At 35.3% G+C, this 13098-nt stretch carries 13 protein-coding genes; 4 read left to right on the forward strand and 9 right to left on the reverse strand.

Annotation, left to right across the window (positions count from 1 at the left end):
* The first annotated feature begins 236 nt into the window (after window positions 1–236).
* From ACRPLQ_RS18270 to ACRPLQ_RS18280, 3 genes are read left to right on the forward strand one after another with little or no spacing between them, the layout of a single operon-like run.
* On the forward strand, window positions 237–1739 hold the full coding sequence (locus ACRPLQ_RS18270) for a spore germination protein (RefSeq protein WP_034265040.1): 1503 nt from the start codon (window positions 237–239) through the stop codon (window positions 1737–1739).
* 30 nt (window positions 1740–1769) lie between these two features.
* On the forward strand, window positions 1770–2963 hold the full coding sequence (locus ACRPLQ_RS18275; protein WP_432236207.1) for a Ger(x)C family spore germination protein: 1194 nt from the start codon (window positions 1770–1772) through the stop codon (window positions 2961–2963).
* Window positions 2964–2982: 19 nt separating this feature from the next.
* Entirely contained in the window at window positions 2983–4086 is a 1104-nt protein-coding gene (locus tag ACRPLQ_RS18280; RefSeq protein WP_033578576.1) for a GerAB/ArcD/ProY family transporter, read from the forward strand.
* A 9-nt stretch (window positions 4087–4095) separates the two neighbouring features.
* Here ACRPLQ_RS18280 and ACRPLQ_RS18285 read toward each other — a convergent pair whose 3' ends face one another.
* The 4 genes from ACRPLQ_RS18285 to ACRPLQ_RS18300 all read right to left on the reverse strand — a co-directional run bounded on the left by ACRPLQ_RS18285 (window position 4096) and on the right by ACRPLQ_RS18300 (window position 7337).
* On the reverse strand, window positions 4096–4308 hold the full coding sequence (locus ACRPLQ_RS18285) for a hypothetical protein (RefSeq protein WP_226313283.1): 213 nt from the start codon (window positions 4306–4308) through the stop codon (window positions 4096–4098).
* A 705-nt stretch (window positions 4309–5013) separates the two neighbouring features.
* A complete protein-coding gene (locus tag ACRPLQ_RS18290; RefSeq protein WP_154991493.1) occupies window positions 5014–5196 on the reverse strand; it encodes a hypothetical protein in 183 nt (60 codons plus the stop codon).
* 241 nt (window positions 5197–5437) lie between these two features.
* On the reverse strand, window positions 5438–6136 hold the full coding sequence (locus tag ACRPLQ_RS18295; RefSeq protein WP_432236208.1) for a polysaccharide deacetylase family protein: 699 nt from the start codon (window positions 6134–6136) through the stop codon (window positions 5438–5440).
* 1 nt (window position 6137) lies between these two features.
* Window positions 6138–7337: an MGDG synthase family glycosyltransferase gene (locus ACRPLQ_RS18300; RefSeq protein ID WP_098627300.1), complete on the reverse strand. Its 1200-nt coding sequence runs from the start codon at window positions 7335–7337 to the stop codon at window positions 6138–6140.
* A 465-nt stretch (window positions 7338–7802) separates the two neighbouring features.
* On the opposite strand from ACRPLQ_RS18300, the gene ACRPLQ_RS18305 reads away from it, so the two are divergent.
* Window positions 7803–9095 (forward strand): VTT domain-containing protein, encoded by a 1293-nt coding sequence (locus ACRPLQ_RS18305; RefSeq protein WP_432236209.1) that lies wholly within the window; start codon window positions 7803–7805, stop codon window positions 9093–9095.
* Between the two features lie 136 nt (window positions 9096–9231).
* On the opposite strand, the gene ACRPLQ_RS18310 is transcribed toward ACRPLQ_RS18305, so the two are convergent.
* The 5 genes from ACRPLQ_RS18310 to ACRPLQ_RS18330 all read right to left on the reverse strand — a co-directional run bounded on the left by ACRPLQ_RS18310 (window position 9232) and on the right by ACRPLQ_RS18330 (window position 13059).
* Window positions 9232–9471, reverse strand: coding sequence for a hypothetical protein (locus tag ACRPLQ_RS18310; RefSeq protein ID WP_048018629.1), 240 nt, complete (start codon window positions 9469–9471; stop codon window positions 9232–9234).
* A gap of 434 nt (window positions 9472–9905) precedes the next feature.
* Window positions 9906–10316 (reverse strand): GNAT family N-acetyltransferase, encoded by a 411-nt coding sequence (locus ACRPLQ_RS18315; protein WP_432236245.1) that lies wholly within the window; start codon window positions 10314–10316, stop codon window positions 9906–9908.
* A gap of 70 nt (window positions 10317–10386) precedes the next feature.
* Entirely contained in the window at window positions 10387–11178 is a 792-nt protein-coding gene (locus tag ACRPLQ_RS18320) for a phosphotransferase (protein WP_409405091.1), read from the reverse strand.
* A 225-nt stretch (window positions 11179–11403) separates the two neighbouring features.
* On the reverse strand, window positions 11404–12180 hold the full coding sequence (locus ACRPLQ_RS18325) for an SDR family oxidoreductase (RefSeq protein WP_033578569.1): 777 nt from the start codon (window positions 12178–12180) through the stop codon (window positions 11404–11406).
* Between the two features lie 138 nt (window positions 12181–12318).
* Window positions 12319–13059: a class I SAM-dependent methyltransferase gene (locus ACRPLQ_RS18330; protein ID WP_033578568.1), complete on the reverse strand. Its 741-nt coding sequence runs from the start codon at window positions 13057–13059 to the stop codon at window positions 12319–12321.
* Window positions 13060–13098: the final 39 nt, after the last annotated feature.

Raw genomic sequence — 13098 nt, forward strand, 5'->3', positions numbered from 1 at the left:
ATCATAATGTACGATATCGGCAATAAAAACATCAGATATACAGAGAAATACGATGTGCTTTTCTCTCCAATTACTTAATTCTTAAAACAATATCTTCTGATCTGTCACTGGGTATAAAGTAATACTAGCATTTTATTTTGTGTATTTTCCTCACGTACATATTTTTTACATTTTATAGGAATGATAACGTTACTCGTTGTATAACAAATATTCACTCATATAAAAGGTGGTAAAACGTGCGACAAAGATATCTTCTGAAAAGCCCTAATAAAAAAAAGACAACAGCTTGTTCAGCAACTCCCTTATATGATGATGTAAATAAAAATATAGAGAGGCTATTGAACGAATTAGGAAATAGTTCTGATGTGTCGTTTCGAATGGTTGAGTCTCCGCATCAAAACACGTTAAAAGCAGCCGTTATTCACCTTGACGGATTAGCAGATGAAAACATTATAAATGAGAATATCATGACTCCTCTTATTCAGTGGTTTAAAGAAAGTAATCAAGTAGTAACCGTCGAAGAGATAGAAGAACAAATACCTCAGATGTTGACTGTATCTCAATTGACTATAAAAGAGAATTGGCATGAATTTGTGTCAGCAGTTTTAACTGGTGATACGGTCATACTAATGAATGGAAGTTCTAAAATTTTCATTGGCAATACAAAAAAACTTCAGTCCCGCGCAGTAACAGAACCAACCAGTCAAACGGTTGTTAGGGGACCTAAAGATAGTTTCACAGAGAATTTAAGGACGAATACTTCTTTAATACGAGCTAGAATTCAGGATTCTAATTTACGTTTAGACAGCATGAAAATTGGAAGCGTAACTCACACAGATATAGGAATCATGTATATTCAAGGAAATGCAGATGAACGTATTGTAGAAGAAATCAAAGAACGTTTAAAAGGGATTGAGGTAGATGGGATCCTTGAGTCGAACTATATTGAAGAATTTATCCGGGATGATAGGACCACTATTTTTCCACTTCTATTAAATACAGAACGACCTGATGCCGTTGTAGGAAATTTATTAGAGGGACGAATTGCTATTATTGTACAAGGAACACCTTTTGTTTTAATTGCACCCGCTATTTTTTCTCAATTTTTTCAGTCTCCCGAAGATTATTATCAAAATTATTATATTGCTTCCTTTTTAAGGATCTTGAGATTTGGTTCTTTTTTTCTTTCTATGTATGCGTCTGCTATCTATTTAGCATTGATTACGCATCATCAGGGACTTATTCCAAACACATTAATGGTCAGCTTAATGGCTCAAAGAGAACGAGTTCCTTTTCCAGCAATTGTAGAAATATTAGTGATGGAACTAGCTTTTGAGATGTTGCGAGAGGCAGGAATCCGAATGCCTAGAGCAATCGGACCAGCAGTCTCCATTGTAGGAGCACTGATTTTAGGACAAGCAGCTGTAGAAGCAGGTTTTGTATCAGCGGCTGTTGTGATCATTGTTGCTATTTCTGCCATCAGCAATTTTACACTGCCATCTACTAGCATTGTCAATGCGGCCCGGGGCTTTCGATTTATCTTGATTCTAATTTCAGCATTTATTGGCTTATATGGAATTTTGCTTATGACCTTATGTATATGGCTTCATATAAGTAGTCTAAGATCTTTCGGTGTCCCCTACTTTTCACCTTTTGCCCCCTTTGATTTTAAAGAGCAAAAGGATACTTTAGCTCGATTCTCTTTACCATCTCTTTTAAGAAAACAACAAAATAAATAGAAGCCACATAAAGATGAATGAGGATGAAAAATGAAAAGTTACCTTTCACTTTTATGGATCACTGCCCTTTGTTTATGTGTTTCAGGGTGTTCGAATTATCGAGAATTGAACCAAATAGGAGTCATTATAGGACTGGGAATTGATGAGAATAAAAATTCGGAAGAACCCTATAAAGTAACCTATCAGATTATTAACCCAAGTGGTTTGTCACAAGGCAGTTCGTCGGGAGGACAGGGTCTTCCTGTCATTAACTACACAGTAACTGCCAAATCGTTAGTGGAAGCATTAAAAAAAGCCTCTGTCGTCATTCCAAGAGAACATATTACTTCTCATCTTTCGCTTATCGTCGTAGGTGAAAAGTTAGCAAGAAATGGTCTTAGCTTATTATTTGATGCCTTGGATCGAGGCAAACAAGCTCGTACAAGTATTCCAGTTTTTATTGCGCGTGATGGAACTGCTGAGAAATTGCTTGGTGTGATTGAACCTTTTGAGGTTACTCCAGTCAAAAGTATCCTAAGTACAACCCAGAACAATCAAAAAATGTATGGAATAGTTAGTAATGTACAAGCATATGAAGTTATTTCTATGCTTTTGAGTGAGGGAAAAGATCTATCTCTTCCTGGAATCAATATTAACAAACCCTCTCAGCAGTCAGAAGAAGCAGGCAATTTAGAGAATACCAGCCCAAGTGCTATGCAGGTAAAAGGATTAGCTATGTTTAGAAAAGGAAAATTAGTTCGATGGCTGGATGGGGATGAAGCTCGATCTGTTCAACTTGTTACGTCTGAAGTGAAGAGCACAGCTCTTGTTTTCCCTTGTAATATAAATGAGAATATCACAGTTACAGCGACTGGAATAAAAAGTGAAATAAAAACAAAAATCCGCCGTGGACAACCTTTTATTCATACAGATCTGAATGTGATGGGAGAAATTACGGAAACATCATGCCAAAAAGATTTAAGCAACCCTAAGGTATTAAAAGAGTTGGAAAAAGAAATCCAAAATGAACTACAAAAGGAAATTAGAAAAACTATTAGCATCGCACAAAAAGAAAAGGCAGATATATTTGGCTTTGGTGATAGCTTATCTCGAACCAACCCTAGTTATTGGCGTCAGCATAAACAGAATTGGGAGAGTCTATTTTCAAGTGCGAAGGTATCGATGAATGTGAACGTCACTATCGTAAATACCGGAATGCGTACAAATCCTTATGAGGTAAATTAGATGAGGAGCTGAAAAAGCATTGACTAAAATAAAAATCGATGGGTTTCAATTATTTTGTATGATGTTTATCTTTATATTAGGCAGTACGTTGCTTTTAGATATAGGAAAGGCTGCTAAGCAAGATGCATGGATCGTTCCCTTTTTGGCTACTATTTTTGGATGTGCACTGTATTTAGTCTATATCTCCCTATATAAGAGATACCCTAATATGCCTTTAACCGGCTATCTTATTAAAATCTGGGGTAAATACGTAGGCAGTGCTATCAGCTTTTGTTATATTATATATTTTGTTTATATTGCTTCTAGAGTACTACGTGATTTTGAAGAATTACTAATTAGCTCTTCTTACTATGTTACATCGATTATTACGCTCGGCATATGCATGACCTTTGTGTTAATTTATAGTATTCACTTGGGAATAGAAGCATTCGCACGAGTTACATGCTTATGTTTTGTTGTTATTTTACTGACTCTTTTTATATTAAATGTTTTGTATGTAGTAGGAGGTTATATCAAAGTGGAAAACCTTCAACCCGTATTAGCAAATGGATGGGGAAACATAGGGAAAGAGTTAGTCCCTCTTGGCATTACTGTCCCTTTCGGAGAATTGATTACCTTTACTATGCTTCTTCCTTATTTGAATAAAAAAAGTCAGGCTGCAACAATTGGACTATCCGCCATTATAATAGGAGGGATTGTCTTAACCATTAATTCAATTATTCTTTTATGTGTACTCGGACCAGAGACTGTTTTAAGATCTTCTTTCCCAGCTCTTACAGCTGTGAGTTACATTAACATAGCCAGTTTTATTCAAAGGCTGGATACCTTTATTCTTATTCTCATGGTCATTTTAGGTTTTGTTAAAATATCCATCTATTTCTTTTGTGCCGTGATTGGGGCAACTGATTTGTTTCGTATGAAACCTTCTGTTACAAACATTTATCTAATTGGTGGTGTTATTTTTTTCTCCTCACTGATGATTGCTCCTAGCTACCAAGCTCATATAAATGAAGGGCTCAAAGTTGTTCCTTATTTATTACACCTCCCTTTTCATATAGCAATTCCTATCCTATTGCTGATTACAGCATATATTAAGCAAAAAATAAAGCCTACCCTTTCATGACAAGGGAGGCTATTGTTTTTTTAAAACAGGAAAAATGCTAACAGTAACGAACAACAAAGCAAATAAAACAATCAAAAAATAATCTTCTCCACGTGCAATTACAAAATATTGTTTTAGGTTATAAAACGATTGAAACATATAGTTTCCCTGAAAAACGTCGATGAATACAATAAGAGCATAAGCCCCCAGCAAAATACATAAGGATGAAATTATTTTAGCCATTATATCAGCCTCACCTTTTTCTTTTAAATTGCGGTAAATAATATAAAAATATACAAGGCGTCCATGAGATTTAATACTATTTATTAAATAATGGAAAATAATTGATCTTCTGCAAAGCAATCTGTTATAAAAAATTTAACGTAACAAGAATTTTAAAAATTCATCTACAAGGAGCTTTATTTATTTTAATGTACGGCTCTATTTTTATAGATTCTCACGAAGTAGTACAAGCCAAGCAGAAGTAATCCTACATTTGTATAAACATAAAAAATAGACCCATACCAAAAGTTCTTTTGAGCCAATGAATCAAAAAAATAATGCAAAAAGTGGTATAGCGCTACATAGATTAAACAAAGACTCCAGAAAACATTTTCTTCTCTAGAATAAATCTCTCTTAGTAATAAAAGAATGATCCACCAAAACACAAGTATTGATAATGTACTGAGTAAGTTAATTGGATAAGTCTTATAGTAAAAAGAATACGCGCTGCTATAAAATAAAAGCATCGATAGTAACAACATGAATAGTGGCTTTCTAGAGTGCTTATTGGTGATAAAAAAGTACAAGCCAATTAAAATGGCCATAAAAAAATAAATGTAATTCAACAAATTCCCCATCTCAAACCTCAACATTTTTATAATTTAATACTATGATATTTACGTTTCTCATAAAATCTTTTATGTAGTGGGTCAAAAACACAGCATCTTATGCTTCCTTGCCTCTTTTATGTGTACAATACCCAAAGATAGCAATTCCAAAAGAAACTCCAAAAGCGGTTGAAAATGCTGTTAAAAGATCAAAATTAGAGGTAAACAGCATATTAATTATTACGTTTCCTCCAAAGAAAATTAAAAAATATACCAAGAATTTCAAAATAACTTTTTTCAAGAACTACCCTACTTTCATAGATGTCGTTTAGATTGACTGCTGATTCAACACAGAATTTAAAAATCACGAAATTATAAATATAGCCAATATATGATTATATTACCATATATTTTTACTGACCATAAAAAAGAACCTCTTTAAAATAGAGGTTCTTTTTATAACAGAGAAGATATTTAGTTAGGGTAATGACAAGAATTAAAATGTCATTTGTGAGCTTTAATAAATATAGTTCTCGTACTACTTATAGCTTCTCTACCAATTCATCAACACGGACACAAGTGAATCCTTTCGTTTTCACTGTTTTTAACACATCTCTTAACGCATTAATTGTATTTCTTGGAGCTTCAGATTCCGCCCCTAGCGTATCACCGCAGTCGTGCAACAAAATCACGTCCCCGCCTTTTATATTTGCTAGGCGCTGTCTAATCTTTTCGCTTCCGCCAGAGGTTCGCCAATCTTCCGCCATGATTGACCATAGAATAATCTTATATTTACCTCTTTTGATAAAATCGAAAAGATTAAGCATTCCCCAAGGCGGGCGATAATATCTAGGCTCGACTCCCGTGATAGCTTCAATCACCTTGGCTGTATCCTTCAGTCCTTTTTGAACTTTCCAAGGCGACATAAACCAGTTGGAGTGATGTACGTAGTTATGAATTCCGATTAAGTGGCCTTCATTATGCATTCGCTGAATCAGTTCAGGGTACTTTTCTGCTTTGGTACCGACCACAAAAAAGGTTGCCTTCACCTCATTTTTCTTCAATAAATCAAGAAGTATCGGCGTATAAATAGGGTTCGGACCATCATCAAACGTAAAAGCAATTTTCGATAAATCCCTTCCCCTTTTAACTACGTTTACTCCTAGACCACGTGATAGGAAATACGGAATAACGGTGTATAATAAAATTAAAAAAATAATAGCAGGAATCATGAACTCCATATTATATACTCACCTCTATCTCCTTTTGCTTTTGTATTGTTCTATCATTTACGTTGAGTAATGGACTACGTCTTGCTGCTTCGACAATGACATGGAGAGCGTCTATGGATGACGTTTTAGTTTGGTATTTTTTTATTCTTTGTTTCATCCATTTTAAAGGTGCTGAATCATGAACCAGATTTTCGACCCGCGCAACCAACTCTTCTTCTGTTTTTACAGAAAGTGCGAATCCTGAACGACATAAATACTCTGCATTGTCTTCTTCTTGTCCCGGTAACGAATGGTAAATTAATATGGGTAAATCCATCGCCATTGCCTCAGACGTTGTCACTCCCCCCGGCTTGCTGATCATTAAATCTGAAATAGCCATTAATTCTTCAACCTTTTCACAATATCCCAAAATTCTCACGTCATGCTTCGAGTCTTTTAATTCCGACTCTAATTGTGTTTTTAACTTCTTGTTTTTACCGCATACTATAAAAAGTTGCATCGGTGTAGAAATGGATTCTAAGGCCTTAAAGGTTGAAAGTCCTTTCCCAAAAAATCCGTCGCCCCCTCCCATGATGAGCAGGGTGAATATATTGGGATCAATCATATATTTTTCTAAGAGAAGATCCTTTGGAAGAACATCCATAAATCTTTTCCGTACAGGTATTCCAGTGTTTTTAATTTTATCTGCCTCTACCCCTAACGCAATTAATTGATCACGCAATCGAGCAGACCCTACCACATATTGATCTGTAGAGGAATGAATCCAATAAGAATGATCCGTATAATCTGTGATGATGGTTACCGCTGGAATATCAATTAACCCTTGCTCTTTTAATTTGGATATAATTCCCGCGGCAAATGGGTAGGTACTAACCACTACTTTCGGCTTTATTTCCTGTATGATTTTAAGCACGGTTTCCATACCCGATAAAAAGATCGAATTTAACTTAACAGAAAAAGAATTTTTCACACGAGTTTTTTCATACAAAAAGCTATACACTTGTGGAAACTTCTTAATTCCTTTTTTATAAATATAATGGCTGATTGGATAAAGGTTGGGATGAACCCACTCCATGATATCAATGGTAATAGGTTCAGCATCAGCAACCACATTACTTACTGCTTCACTTATCGCATTTGCCACTTGTTTATGTCCTTCTCCAAACGTAGCGGAAAGAATTAAGTATTTATCCCGTTCACGGTTATTCATGACTTTTCCCTCCTTGTAGTTTGTATGCTTTTGCTGTGGGGTAAAACTTAGACTTTTCAGCACATCTTTTTGTTCTTTTGTTTAGGCGATTAAAGAATTGCTCTGCTGATAAAAAAGTAATAATGGGTAGTTCCCCTTTTTAATCGATTTGTAGGGTATATCTTTTCTTCTTTTTCGTTACATAGATTGGTTAAGAACTCCTTACACTATTTATTAGAAAAAAAAACAGTCTTAAGTTGAGCTTTCAAATAGCACATTTTCAGTCTACGTTTTGTAATTAAAAATAGGCTAAAAATAACATTAAAAATTAATGAAAAATCCAGTTTTTTTAATAAATAGTGCTACATTAAAAGAAATACAAAGGTGAAATTAATCTTTTCACCTTTGTATTTCAATCGCATGTAAGCATATTCGCCTTACCGACTGTGCTTTAGATACATACATACTATGAAAGAAGGACAAACCATGGATTTTATCACATCTTATATAAATCAATACGGATATATCGTGCTGTTTCTAGCATTGATGCTGGAACTTCTTGCACTTCCTCTTCCAGGGGAGCTGCTCATGGGCTACGCTGGGGTTCTTGCTTTTCAAGGACATTTGAGCTGGGTGGGAAGTATCTTGGTGGCTGGTATGGGGAGTATGGTTGGAATGACCATAGCCTACGGGGTAGGTTATAGGTTAGGGACTCCCTTTTTTGATAAATACGGAAAAACCCTTCATATGGGGCCAGAGCGAATTGAAAGAATGTCAAAATGGTTTGGTGTACATGGAAACAAGCTGTTGATTATTGCTTATTTCCTCCCGGTTATTAGACATATTACAGGATATTTTTCAGGAATTACTCGGCTTCCCTTTCGTACGTATGCACTGTATGCCTATAGTGGATCATTTCTTTGGGTTACCACATTTATTACTTTAGGAAAGTTATTAGGACCTCAGTGGGAACAGTTTCATCATTCTATTAAGAAGTATTTTGTCATTGGGCTGATTGTAGCTGTAAGTTTGTTCGTAGCTATTTACATTTATAAAAAGTTCAAAGTAACGATTAAAAAGATAGCAATTAATTGCCTCAAGTGGATAGTAAACTCATTTCATACGCGGAAACGGGCGGGTCTTGTTTTTATATTTACAGCATTAGTTACATTAGGGTTTATTCTGCTTATGATTGGAATGACGCAAGACTTTATCGCAAACGAGTTTGGAGATTTTAACAAAATAACGAGTTTATTAATAACAGCTCTTTTTAATAAAGATTGGAATGTACCAATGCGGGTGTTTTTCATACTGGGATCCAGGCAGGTTCTGGTAACATTGATTTTCTTTACACTTGTATGGATTTTATGGAAAGGCAGAGATAAAAAAATTGAATTATTATCTCTGGTAGTTGTTGCAGGCGGCGGAGAGCTATACGAAGAAAGCCTGAGACGAATGTTCCATCATTTCTCCCCTATTAGAAAGTCGTTGATAGAACAGCTTTCATACACCTTTCCAAGCGAGCAGTCTTTAATGGCTTTTGTTATTTATGGGTTTGCTGTATTTATGCTGGTTCGACACTCTAAAAGATTGTGGGTTCCTACAGTAGCACCAATAGTGGGCATTCTTATTTTATTGCTTATTGCCATTAGTCGTTTGTATCTGAGCATACAATACCCCAGTGACATTGCAGCAGGATATGTATTTGGAGGAGTATGGCTAGGGTTAAACGTTTTGCTTCTTGAAACCTTCCGTCTTATGAAAGGTATTAATCTATAAGTGATACTGTCAAAAAACTTATTTCTGATGTTTCCCATGAGAAAAAACACCTCCAAGTGATTGCTCGGTACCCCATACCCAGTTATCAGCTTGAAGGTGTTTTTTATTTATATAAAATCAGAGCCTGTCCAAATTATTAGCAATTACGTTTTCTTAATCTGCGAACGCTGATACTTTCTAAACTAGTCGTATTTCTATTACCTGAATTATCTTCCCATACTAAAAATCCGCCTTCTGCTCGAATAAACGTACCATTTCCATCAAGCTGTCTTCCAGCAGAAAAAACTTGAATTTTATCTCCTCTTCGAAAATTATCTACTATAGAACGAGATTGAGATTGAGATGTACGACGATCTCCACTACGACGTCCTGGCATAACTCCACCTCCTTATACACTTATAGTACATACTATGAAGAAAGCAAAAATTGGTATAAGCAAAACGCGTAAAAGTATAAAAATATTTTATAAAATAAAAATTTGGCTATACCTGTCTTTAGTATTTCTGCAAGGTTTCTTACATTTATCCACAGTCCCATGAGACCCCTGAATCTCTTTCATCTTGTAACGTGACCTAGATTCAGTGAGTATAAAATACATAAGGGATGTTTAAGGTGTTTGATGTATATAGTCTGAGAAGTCTTCTTTTAGACATAAAAAAAGAATCCTCCATGAAAAAGAGGATTCAACAGGGTAAGTAAGAAAAAGAAATATACATGCATGTTCCTGGGGGGGCTACGCTTGTATAATCAACTTATACCCGCTATTCACTGATTGAAACAGCTAAAAACATTTTATAAAAAAATTGATAGTTAACCTATTAAATTAGCCCTATAGATTCTTGAACTACTCCCCCACGGATGATAACCATCGCCTATATATGAAAAGTCATACTTTTCATAGTATCCAACGTAGTCGGTGCATAAATAAAGATTATCAAATCCGGCATTTTTCGTATCTTCTTTCAGCTTTAAAAGAAGTTGCTCACCTAAGGATTTACCTCGATAACTTTCTTCAATGTAAAGAGAACACACCCAGGGCCATAAATCCATTCGACTTATAAAATCGTTGGTGATAAGCCCTGGGCAGCCGATAATTCCTCCTTCGTCTTCTAACAGGTACCAGACTGGAAGACAACTATTTGTGTTTAAGCTATGTATAATACAGTCTTCGTAAAGCTTTAAATTCTCTTTACTCGCCCACTTACGCTGAGTATATTCAATAGCTTTGTCTTTGTACTCTACCTATTCTCTAATATTAATAATTCGCATGACAAGGGCTCCTCTATTAAAATTAAATCCATTCTTTTGTATGTTCATAAATGAATTTGATATCGTTTTGATAATGCTCAAGATGCCCTTTGTCTATCATTTTTTGAAACGCAATATCACCTTCACTAGCTTTTCTTGTAATTGTTTTACATAACCCCTCTAATCGCAGCAATACCATTTCCAAATAACCTTCTTGTAATTCTTCGCCATAAGATTCAAAAAATAATTTCACTCTTCGCTTTCTATCTTGAGCATGCTGTGATGAATTATAATGAATTTTCTCACCTGTTTCAGAAAGATAAAATCTACTCAAAGGGACGCACGTATAAAGAGTATAAGCAATGTCCCAAAGTCTTGGCCCAGGTGCAGCAACATCAAAATCAATAATTCCTATTGGTCTCTCATCATTAAAAATAATGTTGTATATAGCAAAATCATTATGACATAGTATTTCAAATGGTTTAGGCGTGTTATCTATTGATTTCCAGCTGTCATCAAATGAAAAATCACTCACTGAATCATGATAAAGACGGAGCATTTTCCCTATTTCTATCAAAACAGCATCGGACCACATATATTTCTTCAAGGGATAATTACCAGCTTCACCTTCAATAAATGACAAGACCTCTCTCCCTTTTTCGTCAATGCCTAAAAATTTTGGTGCATAAGTAAACCCCTTGTTTTCTAAATGCTTTAATAGCTTATGAAATTTATGACTATCTGATTTTAATTCTCGTCGTACGGTATTTCCCGAGCGGTAAACGTTAGAAACATTCCCTCCTGTTAGTACTTCTTCGTCCTTAAAGCCTGACATATAAATATTCCCCCTGAATATACCCGATTTGTCGTTAATAAGTGAAAGTGATAAAACATTTACCATAATGTTCACCATCTATTTAGAACAGCCCGTACTTTTCCCTTCATAGCCCATTAATGTTACTTTACATTATAAAAAAAGAATCTTCATTCGAAGATCTTTTTGACTGCTTATTTCATACAAAAATCCGCTAAAAAAGCGGGAGACCGCTACTATGTTAAATCACCAAAAGCCACCGTCTGAGTGGATAATTTGTCCGGTAATCCATTCTGCTTCTTCGCTTGCTAAAAAAACAACTAATTTTGCGGCATCCCGGGGCTCACCAAGTCGACCCATTGGGAACTTCGGCAGTAAATCTTCCTTCAACTTACTGCTCATCCACCCAGTATTAGTTGGTCCAGGATCTACAGCATTAACAGTAATTTTAAGAGGTGCTAATTCAATAGCAACTGATTTAGTAAATGTAGAAACGGCACCTTTGGTGGCAACATAAGCCAAATTGCCAGGCTCAGGTGACTTATCTTGACCTGATACCATATTAATAATTCGACCGCCATGCTTGCCTTCGATTAGACGTGCAAACTCAACAGTTAAAAGACATGTTCCTCTAACATTCACGTTATAATGAGCGTCGAGAACATCAGCATCTATCGAACGAAAATCTACGTCTACAGAATGTGTTGCATTATTTACAAGGATTGATGGAGAACCCAGTTTGGTTTGAACTGTATCAAGCAGTTTTCTTGATGCATCGGGCTGTGATAAATCCAATTCCATCGATTCACATCGTACTCCCAGACTGCGTATCTCCTCAATCAGATGCTTCGACCAATTAAAATCATCCTCATTACAATAATCCATTAAACGATCATAATTTGACCAATGAGTGAAAAAAATATCTGCGCCTTCTTTAGCTAACTCCCTGCATATTTCAGTACCAATACCTTTTGCCCGACTAGCACCAGTAACAATCGCAATTTTATTTATTAATCGCTTCATAAAGCATCTCCTCATGGGAACGCTGAATTTATATGCTCACCAATAGCACACGATTTCAGCAATCCTGTATATGTATATTAATCTATCAAGTTGTAATGAATGAAAAAGGTAATCAAAGTTTAAATGGTATTACAATGTCTATATTCTGCACTCATAGACAGAGAATGACATGCCTTCTCCGTAGCCATCTTTTACTTCATGAACAGTAAGATTGTTAAATCCATTAGAGCTAAGGATACGTTCAAACTCTTCTGAGCCATAAAGTCGAAGAGGGAAATCCATTATCTCCACCTTTTTTGTCTGATTTCCTTGAAGTAGCTCATATTTTATCTTAGTATTCAAAGAGCTCGCTTTTCTATCGTAGAAGCTTTTTTTGTAAACGACGATGATTTCTTTATTAAAAGATACTCTATTTGTTTCAGTCCAATCTACTAGTTCTTCAATTTCACTTTTTTTCTTTATAATCGTTAAAAGTATTTTTCCGCCGTCTTTTAAAACTGCTTTCATATTTTGAAGACTCTTAGTGACAATATCATCAGCTAACAGCGAAAAAGAGCCAAAGGGTATTATAATAAGATCATACTTTTTACTATTTTGAAAATTCTCGATATCTTGGTACCATACATTTGGTTTAATGCTTATTCTTTCAGCCTTTTCTACACATGCTTCAAGCATTTCTTTAGAAATATCGAACCCTTCAATATCAATTCCGTTTTGCATAAATGGAATAAGCATTCTACCGCTCCCGCACATCGGTTCTAATACTTTCATATTTTGGTCTTTTACAAAGGAAAGATAAAACTCCAGCTCTTTTCTCTTTGCAACGGATTTATCAACTTCGTATAACCTTGTGCAAAGCTCTCCATAGTAATCATCCATTCTTATTTCACCTCACATAAGTAGTTTTCCATACGTACA

It is taken from the genome of Priestia sp. TRN 1309, from assembly GCF_050846875.1.
Lineage (GTDB): Bacteria > Bacillota > Bacilli > Bacillales > Bacillaceae_H > Priestia > Priestia zanthoxyli.